Raw genomic sequence first — 18,371 nt, forward strand, 5'->3', positions numbered from 1 at the left:
GCGGCTAGGATCCTGTCTGCATCGAAAAGGCAACGTTGTACCGGCCGGCGGGGCCGGCGTCGTAATGCGCATCGCGGGGGTCCGAAGAGTGGTAGGCAGCCGAATTCTGCTGCCGGCGCTGCTCCTCCTGCTTTTGGCGGTTCTCTTCCAGGAGGTTGCTCACGAAGGAATACCCCACGCAGACCGCGGCGATGACCGCTGCGGCAGCCACGCTGAACAGGAAGAGGCGCACACTGTCCATCCACCGGCGCTCGTTCGGGTTTTCCCCGTACAGCAGGGCGCCGAGCAGCCGGTTCCGGCGCACGGTCACGGATTCGATCAGCTGATTGTCATAGTCGCTCGCCAAAATAAGTCCCCCCACCACTTGGACAAGTACCGACATATCCTTACACGATCCGGGTGGGGTCTGCGTCACACGCGCCGGAGCCGCACCGCCGAAGCTGTGGCGTACGTTGTGGATGCCGGGCCGCGGGTGCTAAAGCTTGAGTAATTATTCACCGCACACGCACCGATGAAGGAGCCGCAATGAGCACCAACCCGGAGATGGAAGAGCGCCGACTGGACGATTGGAGCCGGCGCCTCACCCAGGCGCTGCAGATCCTGGATCTTGAAGTGGACCACAAGATGCTCGTGGAGCTGGCGGAGAAGTCGGCCCGGACCGTTGCAGACAACGCGGGCCTGGTCAGTGCCTTTGTGGTCGGGTACGCAGCCGGGCTCACCACCACCAGCGGGCGGAAATCCTCTGAAGAAGCGGTCCGGAAAGCGGCGGAAACCGCCTTCCAGCTGGCTGAAACCGGCTTGGAAGGTCCGGACCAGCCCGGTTGGAAGGGCTCTGCCCAGTAAGCAGACGTCAATACGCACAACAGGCCGGGACCGAAGTCCTGGCCTGTTGTGCGTTTGGCTGCCTACATGGGTGCCGCCACATGGGTGCCGCTACATGGTGCCCCTACACGGGCGCCGTTTCGCGGCGCATCTTGTCTTCCGGGCCCGCAGTCTGCTGTGCGGCCGGTTCCACCTTGACCAGCACGGTCTTGGACACCGGGGTGTTGCTGCCCTCGGCAACGTGGTCCAGCGGTACCAGCACGTTGGCTTCCGGGTAGTACGCCGCTACGCAGCCCTTGGGCGTGGGGTAGGAGACCACCCGGAAATTGCGCAGGACACGCTCGGCGTCGTCGTGGTGGACACCGTGGATGTCGATGTACTGGCCGTCCGCCAGGCCGAGTTCCTCGATGTCACCGGAGTTCATGAACAGCACGTGGCGGCCGCCCTTGATGCCGCGGTACCGGTCATTGTGCCCGTAGATGGTGGTATTCCACTGGTCATGGGAACGCATGCTCTGCAGCAGCAGGGTGCCTTCCGGCCGCTGGACCGCTTCCAGGTCATTGACCGTCAGGACCGCCTTGCCGGTGGGGGTGTGGAAGGTCCGAGAATCCCGGGGGCCGTTGGGCAGGACAAACCCGCCCTCGTGGCGGATCCGCTCGTTGTAGTCTTCGCAGCCCTCCACTACCCGTGAGATGTGGTCCCGGATCAGGTCGTAGTCCTTTTCGTAGCCGGCCCAGTCGGCGTCGATCCGGTCACCGATCACCAGGGCACCAAGCCGGGCAACGAGCGCCGGTTCGGAGAGCAGGTTCTTCGAGACGGGTTCCACCCCGCCGTGCGAGGCGTGGACCACGCAGACCGTGTCCTCCACCGAAACAAACTGCCGGCCGGTTTCCTGGACGTCGATTTCGGTGCGGCCCAGCACCGGAAGGATCAGCGCTTCCTTGCCGGTGACCAGGTGGGAGCGGTTGAGCTTGATGGACATCTGTACGGTCATGTCCGTCTTTTGCATGGCAGCCTCGGCGAAGTGGGTGTCCGAGATAGCCGAGATCAGGTTCCCGCCCAGTGCCATGAAGAATTTTATCCGGCCGTCCTGCATCCGGAGGAAGGTTTCCACGGCGTCGGCGCCGTGCTCGCGCGGCGGGTCGAAGTTGAATTCCTTGCCGAGCGAGTCCAGGAAGGTCCCCGGCATCTGCTCCCAGATGCCCATGGTGCGGTCGCCCTGGACGTTGCTGTGCCCGCGGATAGGGGCGGCGCCGGCGCCGGGCTTGCCGATGTTGCCGCGCAGCAGCAGGAGGTTGATGATCTCCTTGATGGTGGCAACGCCCTTCTTCTGCTGGGTGATGCCCATGGCCCAGGTGATGATCACCTTTTCGGCCCGAAGGTAGCGTTCGGCCAGTTCGTCGATTTCCTCGGCGCGCAGCCCGGTGGCTTCCAGCACTTCCTCGTCGTCCAGCAGCAGCAGATGTTCCTTGAGGTCTGCCAGCCCCTCGCAGTGCTCCTCGAGGAATTCGTGGTCGAGGACGGTCCCCGGGTTCTTGTCCTCTGCCTCGAACACCCGCTTGGAAATGGCCTGAAGCAGGGCCATGTCCCCGCCGAGCCGGATCTGCAGGAACTGGTCCGCGAGTTCGGTGCCCTTTCCTGCGATGCCCCGGGCTTTCTGGGGGTTCTTGTAGCGCTTCAGTCCGGCCTCGGGCAGCGGGTTCACGGCTACGATGTTGCCGCCGTTGCGTTTGCACAGTTCCAGTGCGGTGAGCATGCGCGGGTGGTTGGTGCCCGGGTTCTGGCCCATGAGGATGATCAGGTCGGCCTGGCCGAAATCGTCATAGGTCACCGTGGCCTTGCCGATTCCGATGGTCTGGCCCATGGCCCAGCCCGAGGACTCGTGGCACATGTTGGAGCAGTCGGGCAGGTTGTTCGTGCCATAGGCGCGAACGAACAGCTGGTACAGGAAGGCCGCCTCGTTGGAGGTGCGCCCGCTGGTGTAGAACGCCGCTTCGTGCGGGGAATCCAGAGCCTTGAGCCGGTCAGCCACAATCCCCAGTGCTTCATCCCAGCTGACGGGCCGGTAATGGTCTTCACCAGCCGGCTTGTACAGGGGCTCGGTCAGCCTGCCCTGCATGCCCAACCAGTATTCCGAACGCCCGCGCAGGTCGGTGAGGCTGTGTTCGGCCCAGAAGTCCGAAGAAATAACCACCGGCGTGGCTTCCCAGGTGACGGCTTTGACGCCCTCTTCGCAGTATTCGAACGGGCTGCGGTCCTTCGGATCGGGCCAGGCGCAGCTCGGGCAGTCGAACCCGTGCTTCTGGTTCATGCGGAAGGTGGTCCCCAAGGCGCGGGCGAGCCCCATGTGTTCAATCGCCGGCTTCATGGAGTGGTAGACGGCAGGAAGTCCCGCCGCCCACTCCTTCGGCTGTCCCTTGACCTCTATGTCGCTCTCGTTGACTTCTTTAACGCGGGGTTCTTTCCTGGCCACGCCGCACTTCCCTTCATCGCGATGTCTGCCGCTAAGGCGGCGACTGCTTCTACCGCAGTTTATCTACCAACAGGCCTAGCAGTCCGGGCGCACCGCCGCAAGGACCGCTGCCGTCCTTGCGACGGCGGGCGCCTTCGGAATTGGTGGATGTTATCCGTGGGCACACACCACATGGGTAGTTCTGCCCATGTGTTTTCCTTGACCGGGTTGGTTTTGGTGGGTTTGATGGGGGTTACCGGCAAATGGAACGGGATTTACCTTTTTGGTGAATTCGTCCGGCTGCTCGGGGGAACAGTTCGGACGAGGGCGCCGTGGGGTGCCGAAAAGGTGGTTTGCCATGAAGTTTGATATGGGTTCTTCGACCCTTGGGACGTTGACGCAGCAGACGAGTTCCTCCAATGAGGATCTGGGTCAGCTGGTGCGGAGCCTGATGGAGGCTGCGGCGCCGCTGGAGGGCAAGTTCAACGGTGCCGGCCGGGTGAAGTTTGACGAGTTCAAGGCCCGCACGGATGAGGTTGCCAATGAGCTCAACAGCTCCCTCTCGGCGATCCTGATGGGTCAGTCGGAGATGGACCGGCACTTCCAGACCGGTGATCAGGAGGCTGCGGACAATGCGGCCCAGCAGCAGGGGTCGGCGTCGTTCGACTCTGCGCGTTTTGGTTCTTCGCGCTAGTTCTTCTGTCCCTTTTCCTAGTTCTTCCTTAGTTCGGTTGCTTTCCGGCGCGTGGGTGCCGGTGTTGAAAGGATTTGCCATGTCCCAGGATCGTTTGAGCTATGACACTGATACTTCCTCTGCGGTGCAGGGGGATATCCAGTCGATTGTTGCCCGGCTGGAGTCGTTGATCGGTGAGCGTGAGAAGGCTGTGAATGCGGCTATGTCGGATTTCCAGGCTGACGGTGTTTCGGAGGATTACCAGGCGGTGGAGAACCGTTTCCGGAATGCTGCGAATGAGACGCGGAACATTATTGCGTTGGTGAAGCAGACGCTGTCCCAGAATGATGAGACGGCTGCGGGTGCGGGTGCGCGGGCTAAGTCCGCCGTGCAGAACATCGGCTAATCACTGATTGCACAACACAACGGCGCCGGGCTGGATCCGGTGCCGTTGTTGTTTTAATGCGCACGCGTGCATAGCGGCCTTATCCGGGATTTGGATGTGTTCCGGCCCCTCGGCAGCCCTGAACTGCACCACATACACGGGTTTATCGTTATTCGGAAGATACGGGAATGGAATGTGGAGAAGGGTGCAGGCGGTTGAATGAGGAAACTCGGGGACCCGAAGATGCAGGCCGCCGCGGAGCTTCCCGTCCCGTGTCCCAACCCCTACCGGAGACGCTTCCGAACGGTATGCTGCCGCCCGGTAAATACGCGGTGTGGAGGGGACGGTGGTACCGGGCTGCGCGGCTGCGTAAGGGGTTCATCACTCTGTTTCATGAGGCGGCGCCGCCGGGACCGGAATGGACCTCCATTTCGGCGAGGGATGGACGAGGCGGGCACGCCTCGTGGACCCTGGAAATCGCCGATTATGAGGTGGACCGTTTTGTGAGGCTCGCCGTGACCGCGACGTGGCATGGCAACAAGATCGGCATCGCCAGGTATGCCGACGGCGTCGTTCACGCCTGGGTGGAACCGCACCCGGCCCAGGAACCGAAGATTGACCGGGGAGAAATTCCCGAGATTGTCCAGGTCGATCGGATTGAGTATGTGGGCACCTTCCGGTGGGAGGATCTGGAAGACATCAGGATGGAAGAAAAGGACCTGATGCAGTAGGAAGTGTTTGTCGCTGTCTGAGGGCAGTTTTGATCGTCGGAAACGGTTGTTTCTTAGAACAACCAATTCCGGTAGTAATGGTTTGGCGGCGGTATATTTCCTGGCTATGTGGAGTTCCAGCGGCACGAAATTGACCGGTTCGTACGGTACGTGGAGGGGGCAGGAAGTCGAGGTTGATTCGACGACGCCTTATGACAGAACGATCTTGCTTATTAAATATGGCGGAAACTCTCCAGGTGTGGGCTGGATGACGATTGACCATGGGGACCAGTTCCCCTCGCCCGGCGTCAGGCATTCGCTGAGGGTTCCATATGAGGAGGTTTCGAATATTCACGCCGTGCGGGCAACTGGAGAGTTGAGCCCCAGGGGCGTCGTGACGATCCATGGTGAGGATCAGGGCGGAAACCTTGCTGTTATTACCAAGTTCACCACCGACCTTGGACTGAAGGAGCGGTTGCTGAAAGATCACGGGTTCCATACGTTTCATGACGAGCCCGTCACCCGGTCGGCGGTTTTCGGTTGGCTCCAGGCTGCCTTGGTCGGCAATATCAAGTCCGAAGTCTCATGGCGGAAAGACGACGACTTATGATTCTGAAGCGGAACGGGATGCGGACAACGACAGCCCGGCCGGTCCGGCGTCGTAGTCCCGCAAAACTCCCGGAACCGGACGCTATACGGCAAGATTGGTTAGGTGAGCACAGCCAAGACTTCCCCTGAACCCACGGACACCGAAGCCGCCGTCGAATCGGTCAGCACAGACGCCCCGCCCGCAGAAGACCTGCGCGAGGAGTACCAGACGCTCGCCGACCAGGTACGCCGCTACCGCTTCGCGTATTACAACGAAGACGCACCCCTGGTTTCGGACGCAGAGTTTGACCGGCTTTACCGCCGCCTGGAAGAGATCGAGGCGCTGCACCCCGAACTGGTCACCAACGATTCGCCCACCCAGGAAGTGGGCGGCGAAGTATCCGCGGCCTTCTCTCCGGTGGAACACCTGCAGCGCATGTACAGCCTCGAGGACGTTTTCTCCCTCGATGAGCTCGACGCCTGGGTACGCAAGGCCGAAGCGTCCGTGGCCAACATTGCTCCCGGTGCGCAGATCAAGTGGCTCACCGAGCTCAAGATCGACGGACTCGCCGTCAACCTGCTCTACCGCAACGGCGAACTCGTCCGGGCCGCCACCCGCGGGGACGGCACCACGGGCGAGGACATCACCCACAACGTACTCACCATCGCCTCCATCCCGCGCACCCTCAAGGGCGAGGACCTCCCGGCGGAAATGGAAATCCGCGGGGAGGTCTTCATCCCCTCAAAGGAATTCGCGCACCTGAACGAAACCATGGTCGAGGCGGGCAAGGCACCTTTCGCCAACCCGCGCAACGCCGCCGCCGGTTCCCTGCGGCAGAAGGACCCCGAAGTCACCGCCCGCCGCCCGCTGAGCATGTACGTGCACGGCATCGGGGCACGCGAAGGACTCAACGTGGCGAGCCAGTCCGAAACCTACGAACTGCTGAAGCAGTGGGGACTGCCGACGTCGCCCTATTACAAGGTGCTCGACACCTATGAGGAAGTGCTGAAGTACATTGCCGACAACGGCGAGCACCGGCACGATCTCTCCCACGAAATCGACGGAATTGTGGTCAAGGTCGACGACTTCGCCCTGCAGCGCGCCCTGGGCAACACGTCCCGCGTGCCGCGCTGGTCCGTGGCCTACAAGTACCCGCCGGAGGAAGTGAACACCAAGCTGCTGGACATCCGCGTGAACGTGGGCCGCACCGGCCGGGTCACGCCGTACGGGATGATGACGCCGGTGCTGGTCTCCGGTTCCACCGTGGAAATGGCCACGCTGCACAACCAGGACGTGGTGAAGGCCAAGGGCGTGAAGATCGGCGACATTGTGGTGCTGCGCAAGGCCGGCGACGTGATCCCGGAAATCGTGGGCCCCGTCGTCGCCCTCCGCGACGCGCAGGATCCGCCGGTCCGCGACTTCGTGATGCCCACGCACTGTCCCTCCTGCGGCACGGAATTGAAGCCGGCCAAGGAAGGGGACGTGGATATCCGCTGCCCCAACTCCAAGTCCTGCCCCTCCCAGCTGCGCGAGCGGGTGTTCCACCTGGCCGGCCGCGGTGCCTTCGATATCGAAGCGCTCGGCTGGGAGGCAGCTATCGCCCTCACCTCGCCGGCCGAGCCGGAAACCCCGCCGCTCACCAGCGAGGCGGGTCTGTTCGACCTGTTGATCGAAGACCTGGCCGACGTGCGGATCGAACGGCCGAAGCGTGTGAAGGGTGTCGTGGACGGCACCGAACTCGTGCCGTACTTCTACACCAAGGGCACCGCCAAGAAGCCGTCCGTGCCCAGCGCCACCACGCACAAGCTGTTTACCGAGCTGGAGAAGGCCAAGACCCAGCCGCTGTGGCGGGTTCTGGTGGCCCTGTCTATTCGCCACGTAGGCCCGACGGCGGCACGCGCCCTGGCGGGTGCCTTCGGTTCCATGGACGCCATCCGGGCTGCGACGGAAGAGCAGCTGGCGCACGTCGACGGCGTCGGACCCACCATCGCCGCGGCCCTGAAGGAATGGTTCGCCGAGGACTGGCACCGCGAGATCGTGGACGCCTGGGCCGCCGCAGGGGTGCGGATGGCCGACGAGCGCGACGAATCCGTGCCGCGGACGCTGGAGGGCCTGACCGTCGTCGTCACCGGCACGCTGCCCAACTTCAGCCGCGACGAGGCCAAGGAAGCCATCCTGACCCGTGGCGGCAAGGCTTCCGGCTCGGTCTCCAAGAAAACCGACTATGTGGTGGCCGGGGAGAACGCGGGCACCAAGCTGGACAAGGCCGAGCAGCTGGGTGTGCGTGTGATCGACGAAGACGGCTTCCGCACGCTGCTGGCCGAGGGGTCCGTTCCGGGCGGGCCGGTACCTGAATCCGAGCCGACCGAGGAGTCCGTTCCGACCGAGGAGTCCGAATGATGCCGTTGCCCGACGCAGCTGACCCGCTGGAACTGCTCGAAGTGGCCCGCGAGGCTGCCGCAGCCGGTGCCGCTGTGCTGGCACAGCGCTCTGCCGGCGGCCTCAACGCGGTGAACAAGAGTGCCGACGGCGACTGGGTCACGGACTTCGACACCGCCGCCGAGGTGGCGGTCCGGGAAGTCCTGGCCCGCCTGCGTCCGCACGACGTCGTGCTGGGGGAGGAGCTGGAACCGGCTGTCCCGGTGCATCCCTCCGGCATCCGCTGGTCCATCGATCCGCTGGACGGCACCACCAACTTCATCCGCGACATCGTCTATTACGGCACCTCGGTGGCGGCGGTGAACGACGACGGCGAGTGGCTGGCCGGCGTCGTCCACGCTCCGGCGCTGGTACGCGTGTATTCGGCGGCCCGCGGGCACGGCGCCTGGCTGGCAGAGCACGGCAGCGTCCGGAAGCTCACCGGTCCCGATCCCCAGCGCGTCGGAAAGCTGCTGGGCACCGGGTTCTCCTATGATGCTTCGGTGCGTTCCGAGCAGTACGCGGCCCTGCCCCAGCTGGCCGGGCAATTCGCCGATGTGCGGCGCCTGGGGTCCGCGGCCCTGGACCTGTGCATGGTGGCGGACGGTTCCCTGGACGCCTATATCGAGCGCGGTCTCAACGAATACGACTACGCAGCCGGTGCCCTGATTGCCGAGGAAGCCGGTGTGCCTGTCCAGCGTCCGCCGCAGCCTGCCGACGATGCCGAGCGGCTCGACGCAGTCACTGTCGCCGGGGCAGCGCTGCTGGGTTAGCTGCGGCTGGACGCTAGTCTGCTGGGATGGAATCTTGGCATCGGAATCGTCTGAGCGCGCGGCAGGCTGAACTTGTCGAGGCTTGGCTGCCGGGGGTGTGTCTCGTTACCGATCTCTCCTGGAACCTTCTGGATACCGCGGTCCTTGAAGTAGCGCACGCAGTTGACGGGCAGCGCACGTACATCGTCAAAGCTGCCGGTCCCTCCAACCACCACATAAGCCGTGAAATAGACGCCCACGAGTCATGGGTCAGCGTCTGGGCCCGGCAGAACCGTGCGCCCATGCTCGTCCACGCGGACCGTTCCGAAAACATCTTGGTCACGGAGTATCTGGAAGGTTCTCTCGTGGAGGGAACCGCAGCTGAATATGACCCGGATACGTATCGGCAAGCCGGGTATCTTTTGCGGATATTCCATGAGCAAACTGCGCGTACTGACGTCGACTACGAGGCACGCGCTACTGCCAAAGCGTTGTCTTGGCTGGAGAGACCTCACCGCATTTCCAGGTCCGATGGTGAACAGGCCAGGGCCATTCTCGGCGCGTATCGTCCCAAGCCGGTGGTTCTCGTTCCGACCCATGGTGACTGGCAACCTCGCAACTGGCTCATGGACGGCAGCGAGTTGAGGATCATCGATTTCGGCCGGTACGACTTGAGGCCGGCCGTGACCGACCTTTGTCGCTTGGCGGTGCAGCAATGGAAGTCTCACAGTTATCTGGAGGGTGCCTTTTTCGAGGGGTACGGTACGGACTGCAGGGACAGCGAACTCTGGAACCTAACACTGCTGTGCGAAGCTGTCTCCACTGCTGCCTGGGCTTACCAAGTCGGCGACCCTAAGTTCGAGGCACAAGGCCATCGGATGCTCCGGGATGCGCTGGGGAACTTCTCGTAGGTTGCATTTGCCGGGTTTGTTCAAAGTGATCTTCGGTGGTCTGGTCCTCCTCGGCCACCAAGTGCACGGACGGCACGGCGTCAGGGCTGAGCGTGCCAACTGGGCGCCGCCGGTGGCTTGGTTTATGGGTAGGTAGTTGCGTTCGAAAGACGGGTATTTCCGGTTTCCGGGAGCCCTCTTTTGGGCCTGTTTTCCGCCCGGAAATGTCAGTGCCGGATGAAATCCTGAGGTATGGATCAGCTCGGGAATGCAGAACCGACAACCGAAGAGCAGGGCAGTGAAAACCAGCTGCCTGCTGGCACCACTGGTGAAGCGGATGAGCCCCGCGGGGCCTGCACCCTGTCGGTGTACCGGGCTGAACCGGCGGCCCCCGAGTCTGACGGGACCGCTAACGCGAGTGCCGGCTCTTCGGCTCCGGAGAACGACGCCGAGGCAGGCACCCAGCCAGCCGAGAATCCCGTTCCTGATGCCGGCCCTCTCCATGCCGGCCCCTCCGCTGCCGAGCCAGCCGAACACGAACCTCCCGCTGCCCCCGATTCCGACGCCGATAGTTCTACCTCCGCTTTCCGAGACGGCTTCACTGGGACACTGGCGTTGCAGAACCTTGAAGCCTTTGACGAGCAGACGGTCGCCGAGGCCCTGTCCCGGATGGCGCATTTGATGTCCTGGGTGCAGGCGCAGGAAGCCCGCCTGGTCAACCGGATGGGGGAGCTCTTCCGGGACGACATGTATGCCGCTTCCAAATGGATCGAACCGGGGCTGGCCTTTAGCCTCGCAGCTTCCGAATGCGCGGCCATCCTGAATGTTCCGCAAGTCACCGGACAGCGGCTCCTGAGTGAAGCGACGAGTCTCTGCACTTCCCATGCGGCTACCCTGACCGGGCTCGAAGAGGGACGCTTTTCCTACCAGCATGCCCAAGTGGTCCTGGATCAGTGCCAGAACGTTCCAGCCGCGGCGTTCCCGGAATTTGAGGCCGATCTGCTGGCAGCAGCCGAGGGCCAGACGCGCTCCCAGTTCTCCGCAAAGGCCCGCCGGCTGCGCGAGAACCGCTATCCGGAGACCATCAACAAACGTCACCTGACCGCGTTCGAGCAGCGCAAGGTCACCCTGGACCGGGAAGAGGACGGCATGTCCTGCCTCTCCGCCCATCTGCGGGCAGCGGAAGCGCAGCAGATTTACACCGCTCTCAGTACTGCGGCGCGGGGTGAGCAGGCGGGAGGGGATTCCCGGACCACGGATCAGCTGCGTGCGGATATTCTGGCGCAGCTGCTGATGGGCAGCACGGGTGCACCTCGTGTGAGGGATACCGGCGGGGTCGGCCGGTCAGTCCGTGGTGGCGGAGGGGGCCGGACGGGCAGCGATGCGGGTAGCGGTTCAGCCCGTGTTGGAGGAGTGGAGAGTGGCGGTTCGGAGAGCGGTGCGGCAGCGGGTGAAACCGCGACCAACCCCCACACCGGACCGGACGATGGAATCGTCCCTCGGGCGGAAATCATGGTCCTGATCAACGCGGAGACCCTCTTCGGCGCGGACGACCAGCCCGCCGAGCTGCACGGGTACGGGCCCATCAGCGCCGAAGCGGCACGCAGGCTGGCCCGCAACGCCGTCGGTTGGACCGGACTGGCCCAGGACCCGCAGACCGGAGAGATCCTGGGCGTAGGACGGCGCAGAAAGGTTCCGGCCGGGCTCCGCCGCTGGCTCCGCGCAAGGGACGGAACCTGCCGGTTTCCCGGGTGCCGGGTCAGCACCGCGAACTCGGACGTCGACCACACCGTCGACTGGGCGAAGGGGGGTCCCACGGTCCACGGGAACCTGGAACACCTCTGCCGTCGCCACCACCGGTTCAAGACCCTCGGTTACTGGAAAGCATGTCAGCCCGTGCCCGGGGTGATCGAGTGGACCTCGCCAACCGGCCGGGTTTATCGGACCGAGCCCTTTTTGGAACTGGACCTGCCAGGTCCGGCAGTAAATCGGAGTACGGATCCCCGGCAGGAGGAGTTCAGGCCGACGGATTCCAGGGCGAAGGATTCAACGCAGGACGATTCCCGATTGGAACAGATGCCGCCATTCTGAGTCGGGTTCAGCCGGCCGCGGCCGCCTCCCGGGCTACCGCCGGGCAGCCACAATGATCTCCCGGCTGGACGCTTCCCTGAACGGGCCCCCTTCCCAGTCCCCGTACCAGTCTGCAGAGCTGAAACCGGCCCGGTCCAGCAGGTCCTTCAGCACCTCTGCCCGCACAAACTTCAGGGTGCTGCGGCTGATGAACCGCTCGCCGTCGGACCGGAAGACGGTGCGGTCCTCGAACGTGACCAACGCGCCGTCGGGCTGGTCTTCCACCGAGATCAGCTCCCACTCCACCTCCAGCGTTCCCGCCGAAGATGCCTGGACCGACGGGCCAGCATTGCCGCTGTCCCACTCCAGCCAGGCCTTCGCCGCAGGATTCCGGGTCTCGAAATAGAAGGTGCCACCGGGCACGAGCCGGGACCGAACGGCCGTCAGCGTTTCGAGGATGGCGGCCTCCGTCAGGAGGCACTGAAACGCATGCCCGGTCATCAGGGCAGCATCAAACGGACCCTGCGGCAGATCCACGGCGGTGCCCTGCAACCAGGTGACCCTCTCGCCGCCCTCGCGAGACCGCGCCACCTCCAGCATGCCGGAGGCCGGATCGACGCCGGTCAACGTGTGGCCCGCCAGCGCCAGACGCACGGCGAAACTGCCGGTGCCGCATCCGACGTCGGCGATGCGGAGCGGCTTATCGCCGATAAGGCCGGCATAAAAGTCGGTGTCCCATTGCCCGGCATTGTCTTCGTCATAGAGAGCCACGAGCCGCGGCTCGTTGTAGAACGTGTCAACCATCATTCCCCCGGATTTCGGACAGTTGACCCGAATCCTACCGGGATTAAGCCCTGAGGAAAGGACCGTCATCGGGGGCACTTTTCGGCGCTCCGGCGTCGGATAATTTATCCCGATGCATCCCGATGCATCCCGTGCAGCACAGACTCACAGGAGGAAAACGCATGCCTAAGAAAGCACCCACGGCCCCGCGCAAAACCATCCGCGGAACGCCCGAGCCAGCAGCGGTCGCGCTGCAGACTCCCACCCCGCAGACTCCCACCCCGCAGACTTCAACCCCGCAGACCCCGCCGGAGCTGGACGCGGCCTACTTCGCCCGCCTGATCGACGAGCGGATGGAACATACCCGCGAGCAGATCAGCACATTAACGGCCGTGATCCGGGAAGTCACCCTGGCCGCCAAGGACATTCCGGCAGACGACGAACACGATCCCGAAGGAACTACGGTTTCCGTAGAGCGGGCCAACGAGGTGGCACTGCTGGCCGCAGCGGAAACATCGCTCCTTGAACTGATGGAGGCACGGGAACGCCTGAACACCGATAGCTACGGCATCTGCGAACGCTGCGGGACGGCGATCCCGACGGCCCGGCTCGAAATCCGTCCCGAAACCCGCTTCTGCGTGGAGTGCGCTTCAGCCCGCCGGCGGTAAGCGCACCGGCGACGGTGCGGTTGAACCGTGTGCGCCGCCTCACCGCCGTCCGGAAACGCGGCGGGCGGGGATAGAATCTACGTGCACTTCAACCAACACCTTAAGGACTCGTACCACGCATGAGCATCACCATCCGGCTTGCCACCGAGGCTGACTTTGACGACATCCGCCGGATTACCCGTGAGGCTTACCTGCACGGCAATCACATCGAGGCTGACAACCCCTACGTCAAGGAACTGGAAAACGTCGAGGACCGCGCCAAGCACACCGAGCTGTGGGTAGCAGAGCTCGACGGCAAGGTGGCTGCCTCCGCTGCAATCACCTACGCGGGCCAGCCCTACACGGACATCGCCATTGAAGGCGAACTGGAATTCCGGATGCTCGCCGTGGATCCGACCCTCCAGCGCGGGGGAGTGGGCCGCGCGATGGTTAACGCCATTGTCGATTACGCCCGGAACAAGGACGGTATCGAGGCCGTCAGCCTCACCAGCATGACCACCATGCTGAACGCCCACGCCCTCTACCTGTCCTGCGGGTTTGAACGCGTTCCGGAACGGGACTGGACCGTTCCCGGCGAAGACTACATTCTCTGGGTGTTCCGCAAGGCCGTTTAGCCCTCAATCAGTACGCGGCCCCGGCCGTCCCGGTGCCCGACGGCGGCGGGACGGCTTTTGCGCGCGTCGGCAGCGTGTTGCAGCGCGCCGGCAGGGTGTGGCGGCGGCCTCCATGCCCTGCCCCGAAACGCCGTAGACTGGAACGGATACCGGCGTAAAGCCGAAAAACGTTCCTAAAAGACGCATGGGAGACTCATGTCTGAGATCAATCGTGAGGCTGTGGCGCATCTGGCGCGGCTGGCCCACATTGAGATGACCAACGACGAGCTGGACAAGATGGCCGGCGAACTCGATGTCATCGTGGATTCGATCAAATCCGTAAGCGAAGTTGCCGGCGAGGACATCCCGGCAACCTCCCACCCCATCCCGCTGGTCAATGTCTTCCGTGAAGACGTTGTGGGGCAGACGCTGACCAATGAAGAAGCACTGTCCGGAGCCCCGGACAACGCCGCCGGCCGCTTCAAGGTCCCTGCCATCCTGGATGAGGAGTAAAAGCTTCCATGAGTGAACTGATTACATCAAGCGCCGCACAGCTGGCCGCCAAGCTGGCTTCCGGCGAAGTGTCCGCCGTCGAGGTCACACAGGCCCACCTGGACCGCATCGCGGAGGTGGACGGCGCCATCAACGCCTTCCTGCACGTCAACACGGATGAGGCGCTGCAGGTTGCCGCCGACGTCGACAAGGCCCGCGCCGCCGGCGAGGAACTGCACGAACTGGCCGGCGTCCCCATCGCCATCAAGGACCTGATCGTCACCAAGGGCCAGCCCACCACGGCAGGCTCCAAGATGCTCGAGGGCTGGATGAGCCCCTACGACGCCACGGTGATCTCGAAGATCCGTGCCGCGCGTATGCCGATGCTCGGCAAGACGAACCTGGACGAGTTCGCCATGGGCTCCTCCACGGAACACTCCGCCTACGGCCCCACCCGCAACCCGTGGGACCTGGACCGCATCCCCGGCGGCTCCGGCGGCGGGTCCGCTGCCGCCGTCGCCGCTTTCGAAGCTCCGCTGGCACTGGGCACCGACACCGGCGGCTCCATCCGCCAGCCGGCCGCCGTCACCGGCTCCGTGGGCGTGAAGCCCACCTACGGCGGCGTTTCCCGCTACGGCGCAATCGCCATGGCTTCCTCGCTGGACCAGATCGGCCCGGTCTCCCGCACCGTGCTGGACGCTGCCCTGCTGCAGGAACTCATCGGCGGCCACGATCCCCGCGATTCCACTTCCCTGACGGACCCCGTGGGTTCACTGGCCGACGCCGCCCGCAACGGCAGCGTCGCCGGCATGCGGATCGGCGTCATCAAGGAACTGCAGGGCGAAGGCTACGAAGCCGGCGTCCAGGCCCGCTTCACCGAGTCCCTGGACATGCTGCGGGATGCGGGTGCGGAAATCGTTGAGGTGTCCTGCCCCAACTTCAAGTACGCCCTCGGCGCCTACTACCTGATCATGCCGTCCGAGGCCTCCTCGAACCTGGCCAAGTACGACGGCGTCCGGTACGGCATGCGCGAGCTGCCCGCCGAGCCGCCGCTGACCATCGAACGCGTCATGAGTGCCACCCGCGCCGCCGGCTTCGGCGACGAGGTCAAGCGCCGCATCATCCTGGGCACCTACGCCCTGTCCGCCGGCTACTACGACGCCTACTACGGCTCGGCCCAGAAGGTGCGCACCCTGATCCAGCGCGACTTCAACGCCGCGTTCGCCCAGGCCGACGTGCTCATATCCCCGACCTCGCCCAACACGGCGTTCAAGCTCGGTGAAAAGCTGGACGATCCGCTGGCCATGTACCTGAACGACGTCGCCACCATCCCGGCCAACATGGCCGGCGTCCCGGGCATTTCCATCCCCGGCGGCCTGTCAGACGGCCTGCCCGTCGGCATCCAGTTCCTGGCCCCGGCCCGCGAAGACATCCGCCTCTACCGTGCCGGCGCAGCCCTGGAGGGCCTGCTCGAGCAGAAGTGGGGCGGCCCGCTGCTGGCCTCGGCACCCGTACTCGGAGGAGTGAAGTAAATGTCCGTCCATATCCAGGATGAAACCCTGTCCTTCGAAGAGGCCATGGAGAAGTACGACCCGGTGCTGGGGTTCGAGGTCCACGTGGAGCTGAACACCAAAACCAAGATGTTCTCCGACGCCCCGAACATCTTCGGCGACGAGCCCAACACGGCCGTCACCCCGGTGGACCTGGGCATGCCCGGCGTGCTGCCGGTGGTGAACAAGAAGGCCGTGGAGTACTCGATCCTCATCGGCCTTGCGCTGAACTGCAAGATCGCCGAATCCTGCACCTTTGCCCGGAAGCAGTACTTCTACCCGGACACGCCCAAGAACTTCCAGACCTCCCAGTACGAAGACCCCATCGCGTACGACGGCTACCTGGACATTGAGCTTGAAGACGGCACCGTGTTCCGCGTCGAGATCGAACGCGCGCACATGGAAGAGGACGCCGGCAAGCTGACCCACATGGGCGGAGCCACCGGCCGCATCCAGGGCGCAGACTTCTCCCTGGTGGACTACAACCGCGCCGGCGTGCCGCTGGTCGAGATTGTCACCAAGCCGATCGAGGGTGCCGGCTCGCGTGCCCCCGAGCTGGCCAAGGCCTACGTGGCGGCCATCCGGGAAATCGTGAAGAACCTGGGTGTCTCCGACGCGAAGATGGAGCGCGGAAACGTCCGCTGCGACGCCAACGTTTCGCTGCGCCCCTACGGCCAGGAAAAGTTCGGCACGCGTTCGGAAACGAAGAACGTGAACTCGCTGCGCGCCGTCGAACGCGCGGTCCGGTTCGAAATCCAGCGCCACGCCGCCGTCCTGGACTCCGGCAACACGATTGTCCAGGAGACCCGGCACTGGCACGAGGACACCCGGTCCACCACCTCCGGCCGGCCCAAGTCCGACGCCGATGACTACCGGTACTTCCCGGAACCGGACCTGGTTCCCGTGGTCACCACCACGGAATGGATCGAAGAGCTGCGCTCCCGCCTGCCCGAGCCGCCGGCCGAGCGCCGCAAGCGGCTCAAGGAAGACTGGGGCTACTCCGACGCCGAGTTCCGCGACGTCGTCAACGCCGGAGTCATGGAAGCCATCGAGGAAACCATTGCCGCCGGTGCGTCCGCGCAGGTGGCCCGCAAGTGGTGGATGGGTGAGGTTGCCCGCCGCGCCAAGGAAGCCGAAGTGGATCCGGTGGACGTCGGCGTCACGCCCGAGCTGATCGTGGAACTGGACCGCCTGGTGCAGACCGGCAAGATCAACGACAAGCTGGCACGCCAGGTGCTCGACGGCGTGCTCGCCGGCGAAGGCACCCCGGAGGAAGTCATCGAGAAGCGCGGCCTGGCCGTGGTGTCCGACGACGGCCCCCTGCTTGAAGCGATCGACGCCGCCCTGGCGGCCCAGCCGGACGTCGCGGACAAGATCCGCGGCGGCAAGGTCCAGGCCGTCGGCGCCATCGTGGGCGGGGTTATGAAGGCCACCCGCGGCCAGGCCGACGCCGGCCGCGTCCGCGAGCTGATCCTGGAACGCCTCGGCGTGCAGGGCTAACGCACCGAGAGATCGTGGGGGGACCCCGGCAGGCATTGTGCCTGCCGGGGTCCTGCTGTGTGTGGCCCGCTGTGTGTGGCCCGCTGCACACCCGGCGGGTACGCTGACGAAATGGCCAACCTTCCCGCTGCCGAAATCTCCGCCGACCCTGCGCTGGTGCGGCAATTGGTGCGGGAGCAGCACCCGGACCTGGGCGGGCATTCCCTGACGCAGGCCGCCAGCGGCTGGGACAACTACATTTACCGGCTGGGCACGGAGTATGCGATCCGGCTGCCCCGCCGGCAGTCCGCCGCCGGACTCACGGCCAACGAGCAGCGCTGGCTCCCGCAGCTGACCGCCGACGTGCCCGTATCAACCTCAGCCCCGCTGTTCCGCGGGACCCCGTGCGAGCTCTATCCCTGGCCGTGGAGCATCACCGCCTGGTTTGACGGCCAGGACGTGTCCTTATCGCCGCGGGACCGCAACGTTGCCCTGGCCGAGCCGCTGGCCGCCTTCCTGAACGCCTTTCACCGGCCGGCACCGGCGGGCTATCCCCGCAATCCGTTCCGGGGCGGACCGTTGGCCGGTCGGGACGAAGCAGTGCAGGGCAGGTTGAACAGCGGCATGGTTCCCCACGCCGCCAGGGTGCAGGAACTCTGGGACCAGGCACAGGACATCCCGGCCTGGACCGGGCCCCCGCTGTGGCTGCACGGCGACCTGCACCCGGCGAACCTGGTGGCCAAGGACAACACCCTGCAGGCGGTCATCGATTTCGGCGATCTCACCGCGGGTGATCCGGCCACGGACCTGGCGGCCGCCTGGCTGGTGTTCGACGCCGAGGGCCGGGACACCTTCCGCCGCAGCCTGGGCGACCAGTACGACGGCGACCCGTACGTGTGGGAGCGGGCGCGCGGCTGGGCGATCTGCATGGCCACCATCCTGCTGGCGAACTCCGACGATGCCCCGGGGCTGTACCTGGTGGGCTCGGAAACCCTGATGGAGATCCTCACCGGCGACCGGGAGAGGTTCTAACCCGGTGGCGGCA

General features: G+C 64.7%; 18 protein-coding genes. 15 read left to right on the forward strand and 3 right to left on the reverse strand.

Going from position 1 to position 18,371, the window contains the following annotated elements:
• Positions 1-4: 4 nt before the first annotated feature.
• Positions 5-382 (reverse strand): hypothetical protein, encoded by a 378-nt coding sequence (locus NNX35_RS13870; protein ID WP_255767092.1) that lies wholly within the window; start codon positions 380-382, stop codon positions 5-7.
• A 143-nt stretch (positions 383-525) separates the two neighbouring features.
• On the opposite strand from NNX35_RS13870, the gene NNX35_RS13875 reads away from it, so the two are divergent.
• Positions 526-843 carry a DUF6457 domain-containing protein gene (locus NNX35_RS13875; protein ID WP_255767093.1) on the forward strand — a complete coding sequence of 106 codons (318 nt, stop codon included), beginning with the start codon at positions 526-528 and terminating at the stop codon, positions 841-843.
• Positions 844-946: 103 nt separating this feature from the next.
• On the opposite strand, the gene NNX35_RS13880 is transcribed toward NNX35_RS13875, so the two are convergent.
• Complete coding sequence (locus NNX35_RS13880; RefSeq protein WP_255868072.1) at positions 947-3,295, reverse strand: FdhF/YdeP family oxidoreductase; 2,349 nt, start codon at positions 3,293-3,295, stop codon at positions 947-949.
• Positions 3,296-3,632: 337 nt separating this feature from the next.
• Between NNX35_RS13880 and NNX35_RS13885 the strand changes: the two genes are divergently transcribed.
• The 8 genes from NNX35_RS13885 to NNX35_RS13920 all read left to right on the forward strand — a co-directional run bounded on the left by NNX35_RS13885 (position 3,633) and on the right by NNX35_RS13920 (position 11,782).
• Positions 3,633-3,968 carry a hypothetical protein gene (locus NNX35_RS13885; protein WP_255767095.1) on the forward strand — a complete coding sequence of 112 codons (336 nt, stop codon included), beginning with the start codon at positions 3,633-3,635 and terminating at the stop codon, positions 3,966-3,968.
• 79 nt (positions 3,969-4,047) lie between these two features.
• Positions 4,048-4,353, forward strand: coding sequence for a pore-forming ESAT-6 family protein (locus NNX35_RS13890; RefSeq protein ID WP_227924368.1), 306 nt, complete (start codon positions 4,048-4,050; stop codon positions 4,351-4,353).
• A 251-nt stretch (positions 4,354-4,604) separates the two neighbouring features.
• Entirely contained in the window at positions 4,605-5,063 is a 459-nt protein-coding gene (locus NNX35_RS13895) for a hypothetical protein (protein ID WP_255767096.1), read from the forward strand.
• A 7-nt stretch (positions 5,064-5,070) separates the two neighbouring features.
• On the forward strand, positions 5,071-5,652 hold the full coding sequence (locus NNX35_RS13900) for a hypothetical protein (RefSeq protein WP_255868073.1): 582 nt from the start codon (positions 5,071-5,073) through the stop codon (positions 5,650-5,652).
• A 102-nt stretch (positions 5,653-5,754) separates the two neighbouring features.
• Positions 5,755-8,031 (forward strand): NAD-dependent DNA ligase LigA, encoded by a 2,277-nt coding sequence (gene ligA / locus NNX35_RS13905; protein ID WP_255868074.1) that lies wholly within the window; start codon positions 5,755-5,757, stop codon positions 8,029-8,031.
• Positions 8,028-8,822 carry an inositol monophosphatase family protein gene (locus NNX35_RS13910; protein ID WP_255863410.1) on the forward strand — a complete coding sequence of 265 codons (795 nt, stop codon included), beginning with the start codon at positions 8,028-8,030 and terminating at the stop codon, positions 8,820-8,822. Before ligA ends, NNX35_RS13910 begins: the two co-directional genes overlap by 4 nt.
• 26 nt (positions 8,823-8,848) lie before the next feature.
• Positions 8,849-9,712, forward strand: coding sequence for a phosphotransferase (locus NNX35_RS13915; RefSeq protein WP_255868075.1), 864 nt, complete (start codon positions 8,849-8,851; stop codon positions 9,710-9,712).
• Between the two features lie 231 nt (positions 9,713-9,943).
• Positions 9,944-11,782, forward strand: a complete 1,839-nt coding sequence (locus NNX35_RS13920) for a DUF222 domain-containing protein (RefSeq protein WP_255868076.1) — start codon at positions 9,944-9,946, stop codon at positions 11,780-11,782.
• Positions 11,783-11,815: 33 nt separating this feature from the next.
• Here the strand turns inward: NNX35_RS13920 and NNX35_RS13925 are convergent, their stop codons facing one another.
• Positions 11,816-12,568: a bifunctional 2-polyprenyl-6-hydroxyphenol methylase/3-demethylubiquinol 3-O-methyltransferase UbiG gene (locus NNX35_RS13925; protein ID WP_255868077.1), complete on the reverse strand. Its 753-nt coding sequence runs from the start codon at positions 12,566-12,568 to the stop codon at positions 11,816-11,818.
• Positions 12,569-12,726: 158 nt separating this feature from the next.
• Between NNX35_RS13925 and NNX35_RS13930 the strand changes: the two genes are divergently transcribed.
• From NNX35_RS13930 to NNX35_RS13955, 6 genes are all read left to right on the forward strand, one after another.
• Positions 12,727-13,212, forward strand: coding sequence for a TraR/DksA C4-type zinc finger protein (locus NNX35_RS13930; RefSeq protein ID WP_255868078.1), 486 nt, complete (start codon positions 12,727-12,729; stop codon positions 13,210-13,212).
• Between the two features lie 119 nt (positions 13,213-13,331).
• Entirely contained in the window at positions 13,332-13,826 is a 495-nt protein-coding gene (locus tag NNX35_RS13935; RefSeq protein WP_255767105.1) for a GNAT family N-acetyltransferase, read from the forward strand.
• 195 nt (positions 13,827-14,021) lie between these two features.
• On the forward strand, positions 14,022-14,318 hold the full coding sequence (gene gatC / locus NNX35_RS13940; RefSeq protein WP_227924393.1) for an Asp-tRNA(Asn)/Glu-tRNA(Gln) amidotransferase subunit GatC: 297 nt from the start codon (positions 14,022-14,024) through the stop codon (positions 14,316-14,318).
• 8 nt (positions 14,319-14,326) lie between these two features.
• The gene (gatA, locus tag NNX35_RS13945) at positions 14,327-15,829 is read left to right on the forward strand and encodes an Asp-tRNA(Asn)/Glu-tRNA(Gln) amidotransferase subunit GatA (protein ID WP_255863404.1); all 1,503 of its coding nucleotides are present in this window, start codon (positions 14,327-14,329) and stop codon (positions 15,827-15,829) included.
• On the forward strand, positions 15,830-17,347 hold the full coding sequence (gene gatB / locus NNX35_RS13950; protein ID WP_255767107.1) for an Asp-tRNA(Asn)/Glu-tRNA(Gln) amidotransferase subunit GatB: 1,518 nt from the start codon (positions 15,830-15,832) through the stop codon (positions 17,345-17,347).
• A 111-nt stretch (positions 17,348-17,458) separates the two neighbouring features.
• Complete coding sequence (locus NNX35_RS13955; RefSeq protein WP_255863402.1) at positions 17,459-18,358, forward strand: aminoglycoside phosphotransferase family protein; 900 nt, start codon at positions 17,459-17,461, stop codon at positions 18,356-18,358.
• Positions 18,359-18,371 lie beyond the last annotated feature (13 nt).

This window comes from Arthrobacter sp. zg-Y844 (genome assembly GCF_024385465.1).
Classification (GTDB): Bacteria; Actinomycetota; Actinomycetes; order Actinomycetales; family Micrococcaceae; genus Arthrobacter_B.

Bases quoted from the DNA above. Each gene is read 5' to 3' on its own strand.
- NNX35_RS13870 (WP_255767092.1), bottom strand. From the start codon at position 382: ATGTCGGTACTTGTCCAAGTGGTGGGGGGACTTATTTTGGCGAGCGAC.
- NNX35_RS13875 (WP_255767093.1), top strand. From the start codon at position 526: ATGAGCACCAACCCGGAGATGGAAGAGCGCCGACTGGACGATTGGAGC.
- NNX35_RS13885 (WP_255767095.1), top strand. From the start codon at position 3,633: ATGAAGTTTGATATGGGTTCTTCGACCCTTGGGACGTTGACGCAGCAG.
- NNX35_RS13890 (WP_227924368.1), top strand. From the start codon at position 4,048: ATGTCCCAGGATCGTTTGAGCTATGACACTGATACTTCCTCTGCGGTG.
- NNX35_RS13910 (WP_255863410.1), top strand. From the start codon at position 8,028: ATGATGCCGTTGCCCGACGCAGCTGACCCGCTGGAACTGCTCGAAGTG.
- NNX35_RS13915 (WP_255868075.1), top strand. From the start codon at position 8,849: ATGGAATCTTGGCATCGGAATCGTCTGAGCGCGCGGCAGGCTGAACTT.
- NNX35_RS13920 (WP_255868076.1), top strand. From the start codon at position 9,944: ATGGATCAGCTCGGGAATGCAGAACCGACAACCGAAGAGCAGGGCAGT.
- NNX35_RS13925 (WP_255868077.1), bottom strand. From the start codon at position 12,568: ATGATGGTTGACACGTTCTACAACGAGCCGCGGCTCGTGGCTCTCTAT.
- NNX35_RS13930 (WP_255868078.1), top strand. From the start codon at position 12,727: ATGCCTAAGAAAGCACCCACGGCCCCGCGCAAAACCATCCGCGGAACG.
- NNX35_RS13935 (WP_255767105.1), top strand. From the start codon at position 13,332: ATGAGCATCACCATCCGGCTTGCCACCGAGGCTGACTTTGACGACATC.
- gatC (WP_227924393.1), top strand. From the start codon at position 14,022: ATGTCTGAGATCAATCGTGAGGCTGTGGCGCATCTGGCGCGGCTGGCC.
- gatA (WP_255863404.1), top strand. From the start codon at position 14,327: ATGAGTGAACTGATTACATCAAGCGCCGCACAGCTGGCCGCCAAGCTG.
- gatB (WP_255767107.1), top strand. From the start codon at position 15,830: ATGTCCGTCCATATCCAGGATGAAACCCTGTCCTTCGAAGAGGCCATG.
- NNX35_RS13955 (WP_255863402.1), top strand. From the start codon at position 17,459: ATGGCCAACCTTCCCGCTGCCGAAATCTCCGCCGACCCTGCGCTGGTG.